This is a genomic window from Streptomyces sp. NPDC002577 (assembly GCF_053594815.1).
The window spans coordinates 270,981-288,769 of the sequence record NZ_JBSFWK010000004.1; the positions used below are offsets into that span (position 1 = coordinate 270,981).

Annotated in this window: 18 protein-coding genes and 2 pseudogenes; 13 read left to right on the top strand and 7 right to left on the bottom strand. The window is 72.0% G+C overall.

Going from position 1 to position 17,789, the window contains the following annotated elements; genetic code table 11:
• Position 1: 1 nt before the first annotated feature.
• The 5 genes and pseudogenes from ACWD4J_RS08790 to ACWD4J_RS08810 all read left to right on the top strand — a co-directional run bounded on the left by ACWD4J_RS08790 (position 2) and on the right by ACWD4J_RS08810 (position 2,863).
• Positions 2-259 (top strand): gas vesicle protein GvpG, encoded by a 258-nt coding sequence (locus tag ACWD4J_RS08790; RefSeq protein ID WP_451394593.1) that lies wholly within the window; start codon positions 2-4, stop codon positions 257-259.
• Between the two features lie 10 nt (positions 260-269).
• A pseudogene (locus tag ACWD4J_RS08795) lies at positions 270-587 on the top strand (gas vesicle protein); the annotation flags it as partial.
• An 887-nt stretch (positions 588-1,474) separates the two neighbouring features.
• Complete coding sequence (locus tag ACWD4J_RS08800; protein ID WP_451394724.1) at positions 1,475-2,314, top strand: GvpL/GvpF family gas vesicle protein; 840 nt, start codon at positions 1,475-1,477, stop codon at positions 2,312-2,314.
• A complete protein-coding gene (locus ACWD4J_RS08805) occupies positions 2,311-2,547 on the top strand; it encodes a gas vesicle protein (RefSeq protein ID WP_451394594.1) in 237 nt (78 codons plus the stop codon). Before ACWD4J_RS08800 ends, ACWD4J_RS08805 begins: the two co-directional genes overlap by 4 nt.
• Before the next feature lies 1 nt (position 2,548).
• Positions 2,549-2,863, top strand: coding sequence for a gas vesicle protein K (locus ACWD4J_RS08810; protein ID WP_451394595.1), 315 nt, complete (start codon positions 2,549-2,551; stop codon positions 2,861-2,863).
• 78 nt (positions 2,864-2,941) lie between these two features.
• Here the strand turns inward: ACWD4J_RS08810 and ACWD4J_RS08815 are convergent, their stop codons facing one another.
• The gene (locus tag ACWD4J_RS08815; protein ID WP_451394596.1) at positions 2,942-3,751 is read right to left on the bottom strand and encodes a class I SAM-dependent methyltransferase; all 810 of its coding nucleotides are present in this window, start codon (positions 3,749-3,751) and stop codon (positions 2,942-2,944) included.
• 139 nt (positions 3,752-3,890) lie between these two features.
• Positions 3,891-5,491 (bottom strand): annotated as a pseudogene (locus ACWD4J_RS08820) (phosphatase PAP2 family protein).
• A 113-nt stretch (positions 5,492-5,604) separates the two neighbouring features.
• Between ACWD4J_RS08820 and ACWD4J_RS08825 the strand changes: the two are divergent.
• On the top strand, positions 5,605-7,224 hold the full coding sequence (locus ACWD4J_RS08825; RefSeq protein WP_451394597.1) for an ATP-binding cassette domain-containing protein: 1,620 nt from the start codon (positions 5,605-5,607) through the stop codon (positions 7,222-7,224).
• A 27-nt stretch (positions 7,225-7,251) separates the two neighbouring features.
• Here ACWD4J_RS08825 and ACWD4J_RS08830 read toward each other — a convergent pair whose 3' ends face one another.
• Positions 7,252-8,361: a baeRF2 domain-containing protein gene (locus ACWD4J_RS08830; RefSeq protein WP_451394598.1), complete on the bottom strand. Its 1,110-nt coding sequence runs from the start codon at positions 8,359-8,361 to the stop codon at positions 7,252-7,254.
• Positions 8,362-8,418: 57 nt separating this feature from the next.
• Between ACWD4J_RS08830 and ACWD4J_RS08835 the strand changes: the two genes are divergently transcribed.
• The gene (locus ACWD4J_RS08835; protein WP_451394599.1) at positions 8,419-8,682 is read left to right on the top strand and encodes a DUF6158 family protein; all 264 of its coding nucleotides are present in this window, start codon (positions 8,419-8,421) and stop codon (positions 8,680-8,682) included.
• A 5-nt stretch (positions 8,683-8,687) separates the two neighbouring features.
• The gene (locus ACWD4J_RS08840) at positions 8,688-9,263 is read left to right on the top strand and encodes a TIGR03086 family metal-binding protein (RefSeq protein ID WP_451394600.1); all 576 of its coding nucleotides are present in this window, start codon (positions 8,688-8,690) and stop codon (positions 9,261-9,263) included.
• A 75-nt stretch (positions 9,264-9,338) separates the two neighbouring features.
• On the opposite strand, the gene ACWD4J_RS08845 is transcribed toward ACWD4J_RS08840, so the two are convergent.
• Positions 9,339-9,788 (bottom strand): CBS domain-containing protein, encoded by a 450-nt coding sequence (locus ACWD4J_RS08845; protein ID WP_451394601.1) that lies wholly within the window; start codon positions 9,786-9,788, stop codon positions 9,339-9,341.
• 96 nt (positions 9,789-9,884) lie between these two features.
• The gene (locus ACWD4J_RS08850) at positions 9,885-10,289 is read right to left on the bottom strand and encodes a DUF2795 domain-containing protein (protein ID WP_451394602.1); all 405 of its coding nucleotides are present in this window, start codon (positions 10,287-10,289) and stop codon (positions 9,885-9,887) included.
• A gap of 182 nt (positions 10,290-10,471) precedes the next feature.
• Here ACWD4J_RS08850 and ACWD4J_RS08855 point away from each other — a divergent pair, with 182 nt between their 5' ends.
• Positions 10,472-10,621 carry a hypothetical protein gene (locus ACWD4J_RS08855; RefSeq protein WP_451394603.1) on the top strand — a complete coding sequence of 50 codons (150 nt, stop codon included), beginning with the start codon at positions 10,472-10,474 and terminating at the stop codon, positions 10,619-10,621.
• Positions 10,622-10,793: 172 nt separating this feature from the next.
• Here ACWD4J_RS08855 and ACWD4J_RS08860 read toward each other — a convergent pair whose 3' ends face one another.
• Complete coding sequence (locus ACWD4J_RS08860) at positions 10,794-12,242, bottom strand: MFS transporter (RefSeq protein WP_451394604.1); 1,449 nt, start codon at positions 12,240-12,242, stop codon at positions 10,794-10,796.
• A gap of 179 nt (positions 12,243-12,421) precedes the next feature.
• On the opposite strand from ACWD4J_RS08860, the gene ACWD4J_RS08865 reads away from it, so the two are divergent.
• Together ACWD4J_RS08865 and ACWD4J_RS08870 are read left to right on the top strand one after the other, a co-directional pair.
• Positions 12,422-12,877, top strand: a complete 456-nt coding sequence (locus tag ACWD4J_RS08865; protein ID WP_451394605.1) for a MarR family winged helix-turn-helix transcriptional regulator — start codon at positions 12,422-12,424, stop codon at positions 12,875-12,877.
• Positions 12,878-13,282: 405 nt separating this feature from the next.
• Positions 13,283-14,077 carry an RNA polymerase sigma factor SigF gene (locus ACWD4J_RS08870; RefSeq protein WP_451394606.1) on the top strand — a complete coding sequence of 265 codons (795 nt, stop codon included), beginning with the start codon at positions 13,283-13,285 and terminating at the stop codon, positions 14,075-14,077.
• A 6-nt stretch (positions 14,078-14,083) separates the two neighbouring features.
• Here the strand turns inward: ACWD4J_RS08870 and ACWD4J_RS08875 are convergent, their stop codons facing one another.
• A complete protein-coding gene (locus ACWD4J_RS08875) occupies positions 14,084-15,292 on the bottom strand; it encodes a PAS domain-containing protein (protein WP_451394607.1) in 1,209 nt (402 codons plus the stop codon).
• Positions 15,293-15,510: 218 nt separating this feature from the next.
• Between ACWD4J_RS08875 and ACWD4J_RS08880 the strand changes: the two genes are divergently transcribed.
• Both ACWD4J_RS08880 and ACWD4J_RS08885 read left to right on the top strand, forming a co-directional pair.
• Entirely contained in the window at positions 15,511-16,215 is a 705-nt protein-coding gene (locus ACWD4J_RS08880; protein WP_451394608.1) for an ANTAR domain-containing response regulator, read from the top strand.
• A gap of 155 nt (positions 16,216-16,370) precedes the next feature.
• Entirely contained in the window at positions 16,371-17,675 is a 1,305-nt protein-coding gene (locus tag ACWD4J_RS08885) for a hypothetical protein (protein ID WP_451394609.1), read from the top strand.
• The last annotated feature ends 114 nt before the right edge of the window (positions 17,676-17,789 follow it).

A 17,789-nucleotide genomic window follows, 5' to 3' on the forward strand; every position in this document is an offset into this window, starting at 1 on the left:
TATGGGACTGCTGAAGGAGGTCCTGCTGCTGCCGGCCGCCCCCGTGCGCGGCAGCATGTGGGTCCTCAGACGGGTGCTCGACGAGGCCGAGCGGCAGTACTACGACCCGGCGGCGATACGCGGCGCACTCGCCCGCCTCGAAGAGAAGCTGGAGGCGGGCGAGATCGACGACGAGGAGTTCGACCGGCTGGAGGACGAGCTCCTCGACCGTCTCGAGCAGGCCCAGGCGTATCTGATGCAACGGCCCTTCGGAGAGTGAGCCGACGCCGATGACGACAGCAAGCAGGCTTCCCGAGCCGTACGGGCAGGGCGGCGGGGCCAATCTGGCCGACATCCTCGAGCGCGTGCTCGACAAGGGCATCGTGATCGCCGGGGACATCCGCATCAACCTGCTCGACATCGAGCTGCTCACCGTGAAACTGCGGCTCGTCATCGCATCGGTCGACAAGGCGAAGGAGATGGGCATCGACTGGTGGGAGAGCGACCCCGAGCTCTCGTCCCGTGCCCGCCGCAACGAACTCGCCCGCGAGAACGCGGAGCTCCAGGCGCGCGTCGCGGCACTCGAGGCCGGACACCTGCCCGAGGAGACGCGCAGGCTCGAGGAGATCCGGGGGTACGGGGGACGGCGTGCGCCCGAGGAGGTCCTCGGAGAGAGGGTTCACGAGTACGAGGACGGCCGCAGCGGCCGTAGATACGAGGACGTGCTCGGGATCGACGACATGCGCGGGGCCGACGAGGGCCGTGGCCGCTCCGGTGAGTTCCATCGGACGGGTGAGCCTCGCGGCTCCGGCGAGCTGCGCGGTTCGGGCGGGGGACACCGGTTGGAGACGGGCAGTCGGGGCGATGAGCGCCGTCGCGAGCCCGGCGAGGCGCGCCATCCGGCCGAGGACCGTGCCCTGAGTGAGGCGCGCCATGCGGCCGAGGAGCGCCATCCGGTCCGGGCGCGCCACCTGGGCGAGGCCCGCGCTCCGGGCGAGGGCCGCACTTCGGGCGAGGGGCGTACTTCAGGCGAGGATCGCGCCTCGGCCGAAGGCCGCGCGTCGGACAGAGCTCGCCGATCGGACGTCGAGAGCCGCAGGCCGGAGAGGCCGCAGCGGTCGGTGGAAGGGCGCCACTCGGACAGGGAGCCCCTCTCGGAGAAGGACTCGCACCCGGAGAGGGGATCCCGGGTCGGCGAAGTGCGCAGGTCCGGCGAGGTGCGACGGCCGGACGACGATCGCCGGTCCGGCGAGGTGCGCCGCTCCGCGGCGGACCGTGGGCGGGGTGGCGAGGTACGCCGACCTGGCAGCGTCCGCCGTGCCCGTGAAGACCATGAGGACCGCCAGGGCGGTGAGGTGCGCAGGTCCGAGGCGGTCCGCGGGCCAGGCGAGGCGGGCCGGTCCGGCGGCGCTCGCCGCGCCCGCGAGGACGCCACCGACCGCGCGGACCGCCAGGACGGCGCGGACCCGCCGGACGACGAAAGGGCATGAGCGACATGAGCGGTCTGCGCTATGTGTACGCCGTCTGCCGGCCCTTCGAAGCGCCTCTGCAGGCCGAGCTCACGGGAGTCGCGGGCAGCCCCCCGAAGCTGCTGCACCACGGTGACCTGGTCGCCGTCGTCAGCGCCGTACCGGAAGGGGACTTCGCCGAGGAGCCCCTGCGTGCGCATCTGGAGGACCTGGACTGGCTGTCCGACACCGCGCGCGCCCACGAGAAGGTGATCGCCGCACTCACCACCGTGACGAGCCCGCTGCCGCTGCGGCTGGCCACCGTGTTCCGCGACGACAGCGGCGTACGCACCATGATCGAGGACGAGCATGAACGCCTCCATACCGCGCTGGAACGGATAGCAGGCCGGGTCGAATGGGGCGTCAAGGTATATGTGGCCCCGGAGAAATCCGCGCCGCAGGGCCAGGCCGAGCCCGAGGCGAAACCCGCGACGGGGCGCGACTATCTCCGCCGCAAGCGCGCGGCACGCGAACGGCAGGAGAGCGTCTGGGAGCGCGCCGAGAATTTCGCCCGGACAGTGCACGGACATCTTTCCCGGCATGCGCGGGCGACACGGCTGCACCCTCCGCAGAATCCCGCGCTCTCACGGGCCCCCGGCCGCAATGTGCTCAACGCCGCGTATCTCGTCGACCGGTCCCATTCCGAGGAATTCGTCGAGCTGGTCGATCGCACGAAGGACGAGGAACCGGGGCTGCGCGTCGAACTGACCGGTCCGTGGGCCGCGTACTCGTTCTCCAGCCTGGACGACTACGGGCGGCAGGGGACGGCCGCGGGCGGCCACGACCAGCGTGACCAGGGCGAGTACGAGGGGGAGGACCGTCGATGACCGTCGTCGAACGGCGTGAGATCGCCCTCGTGGACCTTCTGGACCGGCTGCTGGCCGGCGGTGTGGTCATCACCGGCGACATCACCCTGCGGATCGCGGATGTCGATCTCGTTCGCATCGATCTGAACGCCCTCGTCAGCTCGGTGAACGAGCAGGTGCCCTCGCCCTGGCAGGGGTTGCAGCCGGAGACGCTGCCCGAGGCCCGGTCCCGGGCACTGCCGGAGGTGTACTGACGTGGCGCAGGACAGGACGCGCAAGGCGGTGCAGAAAAGGGCGCGCAACCGGCTGGACCTCGAGCCCGACACGGTGGAGCGCGATCTCGTCAAACTCGTCCTGACGGTCGTCGAGTTGCTGCGTCAGCTGATGGAGCGGCAGGCCCTGCGCCGCGTCGACACGGGGGAGCTGACGGAGGAGCAGGAGGAGCGGATCGGACTGACCCTGATGCTCCTGGAGGAGCGCATGACCGAGCTGCGCGAGCGGTACGGCCTGCGGCCCGAGGACCTCAACATCGACCTCGGGCCGCTCGGACCGCTGCTCCCCAGGGAATGACCGGGAGGCCGGTCGCTCGCTACCTCCTCGGGCACCACCTGGGGCACTGCGGCGGTGTCTGCCCGAGGCGGCGGTCACTCACTTCCGGCAGAGGATTTCCCCGTGCAGTACGGAGAACCAGGCGTCCTCCTGCCGCCCCCAGTCCCGCCAGGCCTCCGAGACGGCCGTCAGCTGCTCGGCCGTCGCGTGGCCGCTCTGGACCGCGCGCTCCGCATACGCCGAAGCCGTCGTACGGTCGGCCCACAGACCGCTCCACCAGGCGCGCTCGTCCGCGGTGGAGAAGCACCAGGTGGCCGACGTGGTCGTGATGTCCGTCAGGCCGGCCTGCAGCGCCCAGGACTTCAGACGGCGTCCCGCGTCGGGCTCGCCGCCGTTGGCGCGGGCCACCCGCAGATACAGGTCCAGCCAGTCGTCCATGCCCGGAGTCTGCGGATACCAGGTCATCGCCGAGTAGTCCGAGTCGCGTACGGCGATGAATCCGCCCGGCTTGCAGACCCGGCGCATCTCGCGCAGCGCCTGGACCGGGTCGCCGACGTGCTGCAGCACCTGGTGCGCGTGCACGACGCAGAACGAGTCGTCCGGGTAGTCCAGCGCGTGTACGTCGGCGACGGCGAAGTCGACGTTGTCCAGGCCCCGTTCCGCCGCCGTGGCGCGGGCCTGGTCCAGGATGTCCGGCGCATGGTCGACGCCCGTGACGTGCCCGTCCGGGACCAGTGCGGCCAGGTCCGCGGTGATGGTGCCGGGCCCACAGCCGATGTCCAGGATCTGCATGTGGGGCTTGAGTGAACCGAGCAGGTAGGCCGCCGAGTTCTCGGCGGTCCGCCAGGTGTGCGAGCGCAGCACGGACTCGTGGTGGCCGTGAGTGTAGACGGCGGTCTCCTTCGGCATGGCGTTCTCCCCTTCGCGTCGCTCGGTCCCTCACGGGCCGGCCTCGGGGACCGCGCAAGGCGGCCCCCGACGAGGCGGCCTCGTGGGGTGGTGTGGATCAGCGTACGCGGAGTCGCCGAATAATGAGACCGCTATCTCACTATGTGGTCATGTGGTCCTGCGGGAACGGACGGTAGGCGACCAGTGCCTCAGGGAGCTTGTCGATCGTCAACTCGCCGCTGAGTGTGGTGAGTTCACCGTCGTACGCCATCGGGGTGCCCTCCGCGATGCCGCCGACCCGCAGTCGGCGCAGCCGCACCGCCGCGTGGAAGGGGGAGCGCGTCAGCGGACCGGCGAGCGCCGCGGCCAGCAGCCGCGGGCCGGGCCTGCGGCCGCCGCGCACCAGGCGCACTCCAGCAGCCCGTCCGCGAGATCGAAGCGGCGGCCGGGGGCGAGGCCCGTACGGTGATAGGTGCCGTTGCCCGCGAACAGCAGCCATAACGGCTGCTCGCCGATCACGAACCCGGCGCGGAGCGGATGCCGGTGCGCCTTCAGGACGCGTGCCGCCGCGAACACCCCGGCCGCCCATCCGCCGATGCGGGGGGCCCACCGCTCGCGCTCCTGGACGAGCTCGGCGTACACCCCGAGGCTGAGGTTGTTGAGGAAGTAGCCCTCGCTGGTCGCGGAGCCTTCGCCGGTGCCGGACTCGTCGCTGGTGCCCGACCCCTCACTCCCCTCCGTCTCCTCTCCGACGCCGTCCCGTACGGTGAACCGGCCGACGTCGACCGCGATCGCCTCCCCGCGCTCCACGGCCTCGCACACCGTCCGGACGTCCTCGATGCCGATGTCCTGTGCGAAGTGGTTGAGAGTGCCGCCCGGAACCACCGCGAGGGGCAGTCCGTGGCGCAGCGCGACCCGCGCGGCCGCGTTGACGGTGCCGTCGCCGCCGCACACGCCGAGGGCCAGGGCCCGACGGGCCGCGCCCTCCAACTCGTCTTTGATGGCGTCCGGATCCTTGATGGCGTCCGGATCGCACTCCACCACATCGGCGAGCGGCGGGGCGTCGCGCAGTGCGCGGATCCGCTCCGGCTGGCCCGCCGCCGTGTTGACCACGACGACCAGACCCTGTCCGCGGGGCAGTGCGGGGGCGTCGGCGGCCGGGCGTGCGAGGGGTTGCAGCTGGTCGCGGGTCGGGACGAGGCCGCGTACCGCGAAGGCCGCACCCGCCCCGAGTGCGGCACCGGCCAGCACGTCGCTCGGGAAGTGCACGCCGGTGTAGACGCGGGACAGGGCGACGGCGGCCGCGAGCGGGGCGACGGCCGAGCCCCAGCGGCGTGACTCCAGGGCCACACCCGTGGCGAAGGCGGCGGCGGACGCCGAGTGGCCCGAGGGGAACGACGTGGTGATCGGCTGCCGCTTCAGCTGCCGCGTCAGCGGCACCACGTCGAGCAGCGGTCGGGCCCGGCGCACGGAACGCTTGCCGACGGTGTTGATGGTCGCGGAGGCGAGCGCCAGCGATGCCGTTCCGCGCAGCGCGGCCCGCCGGGCCCGCGGCGACCGGGTCGCGGCGATCGCCGCGGCTGTGCCGAACCACAGCAGCCCGTGATTGGCGCCCCGGCTCAGCCAGGGCAGGAGCCGGTCGGCGCCGGGCCAGTGCCGGGTGGCCACTGCCTCGAAGAGGCGGCAGTCGAGGGCCACCAGCCGGCTGAGGAGGGTGTGGCGCTGGAACTCGGGGACGGTGAGGTCGACGTCGGTGGACATTCCGGTGGACATGCGGCACGGGTACCCGCATCGCCCGGACTGCCACCAAGCCCGGCACCCGGCCGCGAAAAACCGTTGCCGCAGCCCCTCGATGCCCGTCACAATCCGCAACCATGGGGCATCTGGAAGCGGCGCATCTCGAGTACTACCTCCCGGACGGGAGGGCGCTGCTCGGCGATGTCTCGTTCCGGGTCGGCGAAGGCGCGGCGGTCGCCCTGGTGGGGCCGAACGGGGCGGGCAAGACGACCCTGCTGAGGCTGGTGTCCGGCGAGCTCAAGCCGCACGGCGGCAGCGTCACGGTCAGCGGCGGGCTCGGTGTGATGCCGCAGTTCGTGGGGGCGGTGCGCGACACCACGACCGTGCGCGACCTGCTCGTCTCGGTGGCGCCGCCCCGTATCCGCGAGACCGCGAAGGCCGTCGACGCCGCCGAGCACGCGATCATGACCGTCGACGACGAGGCCGCGCAGCTGCAGTACGCGCAGGCGCTGTCGGACTGGGCCGAGGTGCGCGGCTACGAGGCCGAGACGCTCTGGGACATGTGCACCACGGCCGCGCTCGGTGTCCCGTACGAGAAGGCGCAGTGGCGCGAGGTGCGCACGCTCAGCGGCGGCGAGCAGAAACGCCTCGTCCTGGAGGCCCTGCTGCGCGGCACCGACGAGGTGCTGCTCCTCGACGAGCCGGACAACTACCTCGACGTGCCCGGCAAACGCTGGCTCGAGGAACGGCTGCGCGAGACGCGCAAGACGGTCCTCTTCGTCTCGCACGACCGCGAACTCCTCGCCCGCGCCGCGCAGAAGATCGTGAGCGTGGAGCCGAGCCCGGCGGGCAGCGACGTGTGGGTGCACGGCGGCTCGTTCGCGACCTACCACGAGGCGCGGCGCGAGCGGTTCGAACGCTTCGAGGAGCTGCGCAGGCGCTGGGACGAGAAGCACGCGCAGCTCAAGAAGCTCGTCCTGGACATGCAGCAGTACGCCTCGCGCAGCGACGAGATGGCATCCCGCTACCAGGCGGCGAAGACGCGGCTGCGCAAGTTCGAGGAGGCGGGGCCGCCGCCCGAGCCGCCGCGCAAGCAGGACATCAAGATGCGCCTGCACGGCGGCCGCACGGGCGTACGCGCCGTGACCTGCAAGGGCCTGGAGCTGACGGGCCTGATGAAGCCGTTCGACCTGGAGGTCTTCTACGGCGAACGGGTCGCGGTGCTCGGGTCGAACGGCTCCGGCAAGTCGCACTTCCTGCGGCTCCTCGCCGGCGACGGCGTCACCCATACGGGGGAGTGGAAGCTCGGCGCCCGCGTCGTGCCCGGACACTTCGCGCAGACGCACGCCCACCCGGAGCTCGAAGGCCGCACCCTGCTCGACATCCTGTGGCTGGAGCACGCCAAGGACCGGGGCGCCGCGATGTCCCGGCTGCGCCGCTACGAGCTGACCGCCCAGGCGGAACAGCGGTTCGAGAAGCTGTCGGGCGGGCAGCAGGCCCGCTTCCAGATCCTGCTGCTCGAACTCGCGGGGGCGACGGCGCTGCTGCTCGACGAGCCGACGGACAACCTCGACCTGGAGTCGGCCGAGGCGCTCCAGGAGGGGCTTGAGGCGTACGAGGGGACGGTGCTCGCCGTGACGCACGACCGGTGGTTCGCTCGGTCGTTCGACCGGTATCTGGTCTTCGGCAGCGATGGGCGAGTGCGGGAGACGGCGGAGCCGGTGTGGGATGAGCGGCGGGTGGAGCGGGTGCGCTGACGCGGGGGGCCACCCTCCCCCCTTGGGTCACCGCCAGCGCAGTAGGGCCCCCAGGCCGCCCGCCGGAGAGGCCAGCGGGTGGGCCGTCGCCAGGGAGCGGGCCTCCGCGTCCGTCGCCACCGCGGAGCGCAGCAGTGCGTCGTCCGCGCGGGCCGACCGGGGTTCCGGCTCGCCCAGCGGCTCCCTGACCTCCGTTCGGCGTACGGCCAGCTGATCGGGGTCGCGGCCGACCCAGACCTCGCGGTGGGCGTCGGGTGCGCCCGGCCGGACCAGCAGCTCGGCGATGCGGTGCTCCCGGGCCGCCTCGACGAGTGCGGGCACCCCTTCCAGCGCCCCCGTGCGGCCTTCCTCGTCCGGGGTGAGCGCGGCCAGGAACCGCTCCAGGTCCTCCTCCGCCCGGCGCCGCGTGTGGTCGGCGCGGGCCTGGTCGACCTCCTCGTCCAGGAGCCGGCTCGACGCTCCGTGCGCGGCCTCCACCGTCTGGGGGTGCAGCCGCTGCGGCAGACGCTCGTGCACCGCGCGCCGCTGGCGGTCGTCGCCCACCAGGATCAGCAGCTCGGCCCGCGTCTCCTCCTCGCACACGGTGAGCGCGTCGGCGATCTCCGCGGCGTTGTGCTCCCACGTGTTCTCGACCCGCAGCTGGAAGTGGCGCTCGGACCAGTCGGAGGAAGCCGTACGGTGCACCGGCCACTGCCGGCCGGCCACCGCACCGGCATCCTGCGTCCCCCGCGCGCCGCGCAGCTCGAAATCGGCGCCCCGCCGGTCGATGTACGCGACCAGGCACACCGGGTCCTCCCCGGCCAGCTCCAGCAGCGGGGCCGTGTGCGGCAGGGCACCCCAGTGCACCTGGCTGCCTCCCGGTGCCACGGTCAGCGGCGGATCCAGGACGACGGTTCCGGCCGTGGCGAACAGCGCCCGCCCGAACGGCTCCGTGGAGTGCCGCAGGTCCTCGAGGGCCGTGCGGACCGCCCGGCAGGTGTCTTCGTCGGCCCCCTGCTCGGCCAGGGTGCGGGACACGGACAGGGCCTCGAGTGATCGCTCGTCGGGCGTGGACTCCGTGTGCCGCGACGTGTCGGCGTACACGGAGGCCCACGGCCCGGGATGTTCGTAGAGTGGATTGAGGAACTCGAGATCCATGGCTTCCTCCCGGACGCCGTCCTGTGCCGATCGTGGCGGTTCGGGTACCCGGTACACATGGAACGACACGATGACGAATGGGGCGCCGACATGGACGGAGTCGACCCGGCCCGCCTGGACGACCAGCAGCTCATGAAGGAGCTGGAGACGATCCACCGCACCCGTCACGACACGTTGCTGTACGGGTCCAATGACGCGCTGCGCACCCACAACGAGCGCATGGCGCAGCTGGAGGGCGAGTATCTGCGCCGCCATCCGCGCAGGCCCGTCGTCGCGGGCCGTACCCGTGAGGGAGCGCGGGAGAGGGAATGCGGACGGTGACGGTGATGGCAGAGATCCCGCTGCTCGCCCGGCACTCCGAGGCACTGGACCTGTTCAGCGAACGGGTGCGGGCCGTCCGTACGGATCAGTGGGACGCGCCCACCCCGTGTGCCGAGTGGACCGTCCGTGATCTCGTCAACCACCTGACCGCCGAGCAGCTGTGGGTGTCGCCGCTGGTCGTGCACGGGGCGACCATCGAGGCGATCGGGGACACCTTCGACGGCGACTTGCTCGGCCACGAGCCCGTCGCGTCCTGGGAGAACGGGGCCGAGGCGTCCCGCAGGGCCTTCACCAGCCACGGTGCTCTCGATCGCGTCGTCCATCTCTCGTACGGCGACACCCGCGGTTCGAACTACTGCTCACAGATGATCGCGGACCTCGTGGTGCACGCCTGGGATCTGTCCCGTGCGGTCGGCGCCGACGAGCGCCTCCCGGTGGCCCTGGTCGACTTCGCCGTGCGCGAAGTCACGCCGTATGCCGCGGAGTTGGAGAAGAGCGGGCTGTTCGCCGCGCCGGTGGAGCCGTCGCCGGGTGCGGACGTGCAGACGAAGCTGCTGTGCCTGCTGGGGCGACGGCCATAAGGGCCCGAGCCGTACGTACAAGGGACGTATACGAGGGAAAGGACCAGGCCGCGTGCCCGGCCGGAAGCCGCCCGTTCAGAAGCCGGCCGAGCGGACCGCTGCGGCCGAACTGCCGGGCTCCGCACGGCTGATGTCGGCGAGCGCGGAACCCGGGTCCTGTGCGACCGCGAGGTCCCCGAGGCTCACCATCCCCACCGGGCGGCCGTCCTCGACGACCGGCAGCCGGCGCACCGCGTGGTCCCGCATGAGGTGCACGGCGGCCGACACCGCGTCGTCCGGTCCGATGACGACCGGGTCGGGGGTGCAGACGGACTGGGCACTCACGGTCAGCGGGTCGGTGCCGTCAGCGACCGCACGCAGTGCGATGTCCCGGTCCGTGAGCACCCCGATGACGCTCGTGTCGTCGGTGACCAGGACGTCGCCGATGTCCTGGGCCCGCATGAGCTGGGCGGCTTCGACGAGCGAGGCGTCCGGACGTACCGCGACGACGCCCGGCGTCATGACTTCCCTCACGAAATCGGCCATGTCTGTGGGCCCTTTCTCGGTTCCATCGCCTGCAGGGGTACGGCCACTTGACCGTGGCCCCGCCCGCAGTACCCCTGTGGCGAGGCCTCATGCCTCTTACCGGCCCTGCGGGTGCCGTGCCCCCTCCGGTTCGCGGACCATCGCATGGGCGAGCTCCTGCACCGTGCGGTAGACGGTGCCGCGGCGGAGCCGCTCCACCGGCTCGATCAGCGTGTCGGGCGCGTGCCGCTTGCGCAGCATGCGCGCCAGCTTGGCGGAGTCGGCCGGAAACGCGCTGCGTCCCAGATGTCGCGCCAGCTCATAACGCATGACGGCCACTGGTTCCGGTGAACGGCCCGGTGTCACGGGCCCGTTGACGACCTCCGGATCGTCGTCGGCGGTCGGTTCAGGGTCGTGCCACTCCTCGGTCCTCGTGGGGTGCCCCGTCCTGAGCCGCCCCTGCAGTTCGTGCTTCATCTCCTCGTCCTGGTGGACGCTGATCCGGGCGCTGCCTCGCTGCATCTTTCCCTCCAGTCGCTCGGGGGAGTCCTCTACGAGTACCCGGCGGGCTCTCGTCGACACGTGCGCGGGGGGCGTGGCGGCAAGTCGTCCCCGCCGCCGTGGTTTGCCTCGCGGACGTCTGGAGACCCGGCCTCAACACCCCCCGCGACCACTCTGGGGACCAACGGGGAAGGGGCACGGCCATGATGGTGCTCGCAGTGATCATTCCAGCGCTGATGCTGGGGGCGGTCCTGGCGCTCGGCCGGTACGAGGAGTGGCTGCTGCCGCCCGCCGAGGACGCGGAGCAGCAGCCCCACAGCGCCGTATCCGTATCCAGCCCGTCCGGCGTCTGAGGACGAGCCCGGAGAGGAAGGGGACAAGGGATCCGCCACCCGAGCCCACCTGTGCAGACACGTGTGCCGCCGCCCTGGACGGGCGGCGGCACACACTGCGGACCGGGCGGGCCGGCCGCACCTCGGCGGTGCAGCGGCCCGTTGCGGCGCTAGGCCCTGGCCTAGGGGCAGGTCAGACCTTGGCCTCGGTCGCCGGGAGCGGCGCGGCCGCGGCGTCGGGTGTGGCGGCCGCCGGCCGGACGGGGATGAACCAGGCGACGACAGCGGCAACGAGCGCCACACCGCAGCCGATCAGCAGGGCGACGCGGAAGCCGTCCTCGGATGGCAGCGCGTAGCCGCCGAAGTCCGTCGTCAGCTGGGCCAGGACCACGCCGATCACGGCGGCCGCCACGGAGCTGCCGACGGAGCGCATCAGGGTGTTGAAGCTGTTCGCGGACGCGGTCTCCGACTGCGGCACCGCGCCCATGATCAGGGCCGGCATGGCCCCGTACGCGAGACCGACGCCGGTGTTGCAGATCAGGGTCACCACCAGCAGGCCCCAGGTCGAGCCGAGCAGCGCCTGGGACGATCCGTAGCCGACGGCGATGAACAGACTTCCGACGGCCAGCGTGACCTTGGGGCCGCGGGCGGCCGAGAGCTTCGCGCCGAGCGGCGACAGAGCCATCATCATCAGACCCGCCGGGGCCATCCACAGACCCATGCTCAGCATCGACTGGCCCAGTCCGTAGCCGGTGGCCTCGGGCAGCTGCAGCAGCTGCGGCACGACCAGTGACTGGGCGTACATCGCGAAACCGACCAGAATCGAGGCCGCGTTCGTCATCAGCACCTGCGGGCGGGCTGTCACCCGCAGATCGACGAGCGGGTCCGCGACGCGCAGCTCCCACCAGCCCCAGACCAGCAGCACGACGACCGCGGCGGCGAACAGCCCGAGCGTGGTACCGCTTCCCCAGCCCCAGTCGGAGCCCTTGGACACGGCCAGCAGCAGGCAGATCAGGCCGGCGCCCAGGCCGGCCGCTCCCAGCGCGTCGAAGCGGCCCGAAGCGACGCCGGTACGGCCCGCGGGCACCAGCAGGACGATCAGGACGCCGATCACGAGGCTCAGCGCGGCGGCGACCCAGAACAGCACCCGCCAGCTGGTGTTCTCGGCGACCGCCGCGGCGAACGGCAGGCCGAGCGCACCGCCCACACCCATCGACGCGCTCATCACCGCGATGGAGGAACCCAGCCGTTCCTGCGGCACGACGTCGCGCAGCAGGCTGACGCCCAGGGGCACCACGCCCATGCCCAGGCCCTGCAGACCGCGTCCGACGATCATCGGGGTCACCGAGGACGCCAGTGCGCAGACGATCGAGCCGACGACGAGCGGCACCACCGAGACCAGCAGCATGCTCCGCTTGCCGTACATGTCACCGAGACGCCCGGCGACCGGGGTCGCCACCGCCGCCGACAGCAGCGTGGCCGTGACCACCCAGGACGCGTTCGAGGCGGTGGTGTCGAGCAGGCTCGGCAACTCGCCGATCAGCGGCACCACCAGGGTCTGCATGATCGCAGCCACGATGCCCGCGAAGGCGAGTACGCCGACGACACCGCCGGAACGGGCCTCGGGCTTGGACTCCTCCACTGGTTCTCCTTGCTCATGTGTTGCTTGTGTATGCCAACGATGTGCATCGTACACATCATGTGCATTATGCAAGTTCCATGTATCGTGCATGTTGCGGGAGAATTGTCCGCGGGAGACTTCGGGGACCTACCTGCGCGAGATGACCCCTGGGGCCGGCCGGGAACTGGAGGAAGCGGAACGTGGACAAGCCCACCCACCTGGTCGAGTTCGAAGCCATGCTGCTGGGGCGGCATGCGCATTTGTTCAACCCGCGCGCGCGAAGCTCGGGCGGCAAGCTCGACCGCAGCGCCTACGTCCTGCTCAGCCGGATACAGATCGACGGGCCGATGTCCATCGGCCAGCTCCGGGACGCCTTCGGCCTGGACACCTCGACTCTCAACCGGCAGACCGCCGCCATGCTGCGCGCCGGCGTCGTCGAGCGCATCCCCGACCCCGACGGCGGCATCGCCCGCAAGTTCAGCATCACCGCGGAGGGCGAACGCCGCCTGAAGAGCGACCGCGCCGAGAACATCAGCGGGCTCGAGATGGTGCTGGCCCACTGGACACCCGAGGAGGTGGCCACCTTTGCCGGCTTCCTCAACCGCTTCAACAGCGACATCGAACGCCTGGAAGGGCGTCCGTGGCCGCGCCCCTGAAGCCGTGACACGCTGCGAGCCGCCGCCGGTCCGCGGGCCTGGCGGCCGGCGTCGCCCTTGAGGACCGACGCGCCCGTCGCCTCCATGTCCCCGGGCTTCTCGCCCCGGGCGCGAGGTTCGCGCCGTCCACGGGCAGCCCGAACGGACGGTGAGACCACGGCACCGGGTCACCACGGCGCCCCGCGGAATCCTCGGCCTGCCGGTACATCGATGGCGGACCCGGTGTTTGCGTCCTTCGCGTAGGGGCAGGCGCAGGTCAGTGCTTCGGACCGGAGGCACGTCCGTGGGAGAACGGTGATCAGGAACGGTGATCACTCGCCCCGGCTGTGTCCGGCGCGGCTCGAATGCTCTCCCACGGTGACCGTCGACATCGCAGGCACGCACCTTTAGGGAGCGCGACGCACCATGCGACAGGCACAAGCGAAGAAGCAGCACCCGCACGACGACGCACCCGACACCACAGAGGCCTTCCGCAAGCTCGCCGAACTGCCCGACGGGCCCGAGCGCGACGCACTGCGCCAGGAGATCGTCGAGGCGTGGCTCCCCATGTCGGAACGGCTCGCCGGACGGTTCCGCGGCCGTGGCGAGTCCCTGGAGGATCTGCGCCAGGTCGCCGCGCTGGGGCTCGTCAAGGCGGTCGACCGGTACGATCCGGCACGCGGCTCCGCGTTCGAGAGCTATGCCGTGCCCACCGTCACCGGTGAGATCAAGAGGCACTTCCGCGACCACATGTGGACCCTGCACGTGCCGCGCCGCGTCCAGGACCTGCGCAACCGGGTCCGCTTCGCCTGCCAGGACCTGTCGCAGTCCGTCTCCGGACGGATGCCCACCGTCGCCGAGATCGCCGAGCACGCCCATATGAGCGACGAGGACGTGCTGGTCGGACTGGAGGCGCTGGAGAGCTTCACCGCGCTCTCCCTGGACGCCGAACTGCCGGGCAGCGAGGACGGATACGCGCTGCGCGACGCGCTCGGCGCGCCGGATCCCGCCCTCGACGTGGTCATCGACCGCGAGGCCGTCAAGCCGCGTCTGCAGCAACTGCCCGAGCGTGAGCGCACGATCCTCTACATGCGGTTCTTCGGCGACATGACGCAGAGCCGCATCGCCGAACAGCTCGGCATCTCACAGATGCACGTGTCCCGGCTGATCAGCCGCTGCTGCGAGAAGATGCGCGACCAGGTCCTGAGCGAGGCGGCCTAGGCCGGCCTAGCCGCGGCCCAGCCGCCTGCTGTCCCCGTCGGCGACGTCCGTCGCGGGCGTCGGCCGGGACGGCGCAGGACGGCGCATCGAGAGCGCGATGTGGCGCGACATCATGTCGATCGCCTTCGCCTCGGCCAGGGAGAACGCCAGCCGGGCACCGGTCCTGAAGAGCGTGAGGACTCCCTGCCCCGCCCCGCCCGTGCCCGCGGTGAGCGGGACGCACAGGAGCGATGTCACATCCGCGCGTACGAGCACGGGGGCGCCCGTCGTGTCCCGGCCGAACGCCTCCGGATCCGCCGGCCGCACCTGCAGGGCCGTCCCGCCGCGTGCCGCCTCGACGACGAGGGGGCACGCGGCGGGATCCTGGTCCGCGACGGATGCGATGTCCGCGCCGGGAGGGCCGAGCACCGTCGTACGCGTCAGATGCGCCGCGCCGCCCGCGTCGGCCACCACCCAGTCGGCGAACCGTCCGTGCAGGACCCGGCCCGCCCGCTCCAGGGCCTCGGACCGGTCGCCGGGCGGCGCGGACAGCAAGGACGTGGCCATGGCGTCCACCAGATCCATCAGTGCCGTGTGCCGCGTCGTCTCGGCGAGATCGGGCACCGTGCCCGAGCCCGGCGAGCCCGCGGTCATGGCCGGCCGGCCGCCGGCAGCGGGCTGCAGTACGACGAGGACCGCGGTACGCGGTTCCGAGGTCGGCCGCAGCGCGGTGAGCGTCGCACGGACCGGCGCGGAAGGACGCTGCTGCAGATGGACGGTCAGGCTCCGGTCCCCGTCTCCGCGCGCCACGGCCGCCGCCTGGGACCGGAACGCGGCCCGGTCGGCGTGCGCGAGGAATCCGGTGAGCGGGCGGCCGGTCGCGTACCCCGCGCGGACACCCGTGAACTCCGTCGCCGCGAAGTTCAGCCGGCGTACGACCGTCTCCCGGTCCACCAGCGCCACCGGCAGCGGCAACCGCTGGAAGAGCGCACGCAGCAACTGCTGTTCCTGACGGTCGTTGGACGGAAGGCCGCCCGGCGCAGCACCACCGGGACCACCGGAGGCGAGCCGCTCGTACCAAGGCCACAGCTGGTCGGCGACATGGTCCAGCTCGAAAATGGCCGCGTCGAGAACCGGGGACAGCTCGTCCCTCGGGACGGAGCGGGCCGCCTTCAGCTCCGCGACGCGGCGTACGAAATCTGCGAGCTCCTCACCGAATTCGTTCGTCTGAGCCATGCGACGAACGTATCCCGTCGAGCCCGCGTCCAGGGAAGGCGACGGAGATCCCGGCCCTGTGTTTTTCGATGGTTCGTCCGGGCAGCAGCACCATGAGCCGGTCAGCGGTGGCAAGAGAGCACAGCACACGACTGCGAGACCACACCAGTACAAGACAGCAAGAACACAGCAGCACAGGACAGCAGAAGAGAGCCGACGCCGCGGAGGAGGTCCACAGCATGCCGGAATCCGAATTCCTCGGACCGGAGTCCCCTGAATCCGCCCTTCCCGGGCGGAGGCTCTCAGAGCTCGCGGAACAGGCGGCTCGCTGCACCGCCGCCTGCTGCGGTGCCGGTACGACGGTGTCCGACGGCGGCTCCGAGCGGCCCGCCGCGGTGACCCATCCCGATCTGGCGGGGCTCGTCTCGGTACAGCTGCGCTCCGGCGAGGGGCCGATACCGGCGGCGGAGGAGCGCGGTGAGCCGGTCGGGGCCGAGGACCTGCTGAACGAACGGCGGTGGCCGGAGTACCGCGCGGTGGCCCTCGACTCCGGTGTGCGCGCCTGTGTCACGCTGCCCTTCCGGCGCCCCCATCTCACCGTCACGCTGAGCCTGTACAGCTTCCGGCCCGGCGCCCTGGAAGGGGTCGCGCACGGGCCCGCCAAGGCACTCGGCGACTTCGCCGCCACCTGCCTCGTACGCGACCGCTCCTACCGGGCGGCGCTCACGGAGGTCGACCATCTCGGTGCCGCTCTGCGTGCGCGTCCCCTGGTCGACCAGGCCTGCGGCATCGTCATGCACGTGCTGGGCTGCGACGCCGACGAGGCCTTCGCGATCCTCAAGCGGATCTCCCAGGGCACCAACCGCAAACTCTCCGATGTGGCGTCGGGCCTCGTGGACACCCGCGGCCGGGGACTCGAGAAGAAACTGGTGTCGCTGGCCTAGGGCCTGCCGCGCGGCCCGGCCGTGTCACACGGCTGGCTTCGCGGGTAGCGCGAATGGGGCACGGCCGCGCGCGCATCGCCGGTGGACGGGCTGTGATGGGGTGCGGGGCACGGACACGCCGTGCCTGCCGCGACGCCGGCCGAAGGAGCCCGCTCATGCGTACTGCCCGCGCTCTCGCCGCCACCGTCCTGGCGTCGGCCGCCGTGACCGGCACCGCGCCCCTCGCCCATGCGGTGGCCGTGGAGGCGTATGGGGTGGGCGGCGTGGGTCCCGGGGCGGCGTATGACGGGGGTTCGAAGGACGGTGACGGGGCGAAGGGGCCCCGTCGTCAGGGGCAGTTGGAGAGCGGGGAGGGGAAGCGGGCGGGGTCGGGGGATGCCCGGGGCCGGGACGAGGACGCGAGCCGGGGAGGCGGGCACGAGAGCTCGGGCGAGAGGGGCGGTGCGGGCGATTCCGAGAGGCTGGAGAAGGGCGACCGCGCCGGTCAGCGCGAGGGTCTGGACGAGTCCCAGGACCCGGGCGGGTACGAGAGCAGCACGGAGGGACGGCAGGAAGCCGACGGGCGGACGGACGGCGATGGTGGTCGGCAGGAAGCGGACGGCCGGCAGGACGCCGGGAGCCGGCAGGACTCCGGCGCTGCCGAGGAGCCGTCCGGCGAGATCGGCCGCAACGACACGGAGGGACGCCAGCAGGCCGACGGACGGACGGACGCCGATGCTGGTCGGCAGGAAGCGGACGGTCGCGAGGACGCCGACGGTCGGCAGGACGCCGGGAGTCGGCAGGACTCCGGCGCTCCTGAGGAGCCGTCCGGCGAGAGGCAACCCGCGACGCCGGAGGAACCTGCCGGTGGGAGGGACTCTGCGGCGACGAGGGATCCCGGCGGCGAGAGGGATCCTGCCGACGCCGAGGACCCGGTCGGCGAATCGGCGTCGGACGACCACTCGGAGCAGGGCGAACGTGGGAACTCGGCCGTGGAGGTCAGCCCGCAGCGGGTGGCGCCGGGTGGATCGGTCACCATCTCCGTCTCCTGCCGGCCGGGCGGAGGAACACCACCCGACACCATCACAGCGACGTCGCAGGCCTTCGAGGAGGGCGAGGTCCAGTTGCGCCGCGTGCCCGGCGACGACGCCGTCGCGGCCGCCGCGTATCACGGGATCGCCCGTATCCCGTCGGCGGCATCCTTCCCAGGCGGGTCCGGCGGGTCCGGCGATTCCTCCGACTGGGGCGTCGACGGCAACTGCCCGGGCGGTAAACAGTGGTCCTCGTCCATCACCGTCGCGGACGGTGCTGACACCGACACCGACACCGACTCGAACATGACGCACGGTGTGCACGCCGGCGACGGCGGCAGCTTCGCCGGATCCCCCGCGGCGATGATCAGCGGCGGCGTTCTGATCGCGGGCGCGATGGCTGCCGGCGTCTACAAGGCGTACCGCAGAGAAGAGGCCGAGGACTGCTGATGGTCACGACTGCCGTCGGGCGGCCGGGTCGGTCACGGTCGGCCGGGCGGGCCCGCGTGTGACGGCCGGCCGCGCGCGCCGCGGAAATGGATCAGGGGGACGCTGGGTACGGAG

Bases quoted from the DNA above. Each gene is read 5' to 3' on its own strand.
- ACWD4J_RS08790 (WP_451394593.1), top strand. From the start codon at position 2: ATGGGACTGCTGAAGGAGGTCCTGCTGCTGCCGGCCGCCCCCGTGCGC.
- ACWD4J_RS08875 (WP_451394607.1), bottom strand. From the start codon at position 15,292: ATGGCTCAGACGAACGAATTCGGTGAGGAGCTCGCAGATTTCGTACGC.
- ACWD4J_RS08840 (WP_451394600.1), top strand. From the start codon at position 8,688: ATGGCAGAGATCCCGCTGCTCGCCCGGCACTCCGAGGCACTGGACCTG.
- ACWD4J_RS08880 (WP_451394608.1), top strand. From the start codon at position 15,511: ATGCCGGAATCCGAATTCCTCGGACCGGAGTCCCCTGAATCCGCCCTT.
- ACWD4J_RS08825 (WP_451394597.1), top strand. From the start codon at position 5,605: ATGGGGCATCTGGAAGCGGCGCATCTCGAGTACTACCTCCCGGACGGG.
- ACWD4J_RS08885 (WP_451394609.1), top strand. From the start codon at position 16,371: ATGCGTACTGCCCGCGCTCTCGCCGCCACCGTCCTGGCGTCGGCCGCC.
- ACWD4J_RS08855 (WP_451394603.1), top strand. From the start codon at position 10,472: ATGATGGTGCTCGCAGTGATCATTCCAGCGCTGATGCTGGGGGCGGTC.
- ACWD4J_RS08845 (WP_451394601.1), bottom strand. From the start codon at position 9,788: ATGGCCGATTTCGTGAGGGAAGTCATGACGCCGGGCGTCGTCGCGGTA.
- ACWD4J_RS08830 (WP_451394598.1), bottom strand. From the start codon at position 8,361: ATGGATCTCGAGTTCCTCAATCCACTCTACGAACATCCCGGGCCGTGG.
- ACWD4J_RS08850 (WP_451394602.1), bottom strand. From the start codon at position 10,289: ATGCAGCGAGGCAGCGCCCGGATCAGCGTCCACCAGGACGAGGAGATG.
- ACWD4J_RS08805 (WP_451394594.1), top strand. From the start codon at position 2,311: ATGACCGTCGTCGAACGGCGTGAGATCGCCCTCGTGGACCTTCTGGAC.
- ACWD4J_RS08815 (WP_451394596.1), bottom strand. From the start codon at position 3,751: ATGCCGAAGGAGACCGCCGTCTACACTCACGGCCACCACGAGTCCGTG.
- ACWD4J_RS08835 (WP_451394599.1), top strand. From the start codon at position 8,419: ATGGAACGACACGATGACGAATGGGGCGCCGACATGGACGGAGTCGAC.
- ACWD4J_RS08870 (WP_451394606.1), top strand. From the start codon at position 13,283: ATGCGACAGGCACAAGCGAAGAAGCAGCACCCGCACGACGACGCACCC.
- ACWD4J_RS08800 (WP_451394724.1), top strand. From the start codon at position 1,475: ATGAGCGGTCTGCGCTATGTGTACGCCGTCTGCCGGCCCTTCGAAGCG.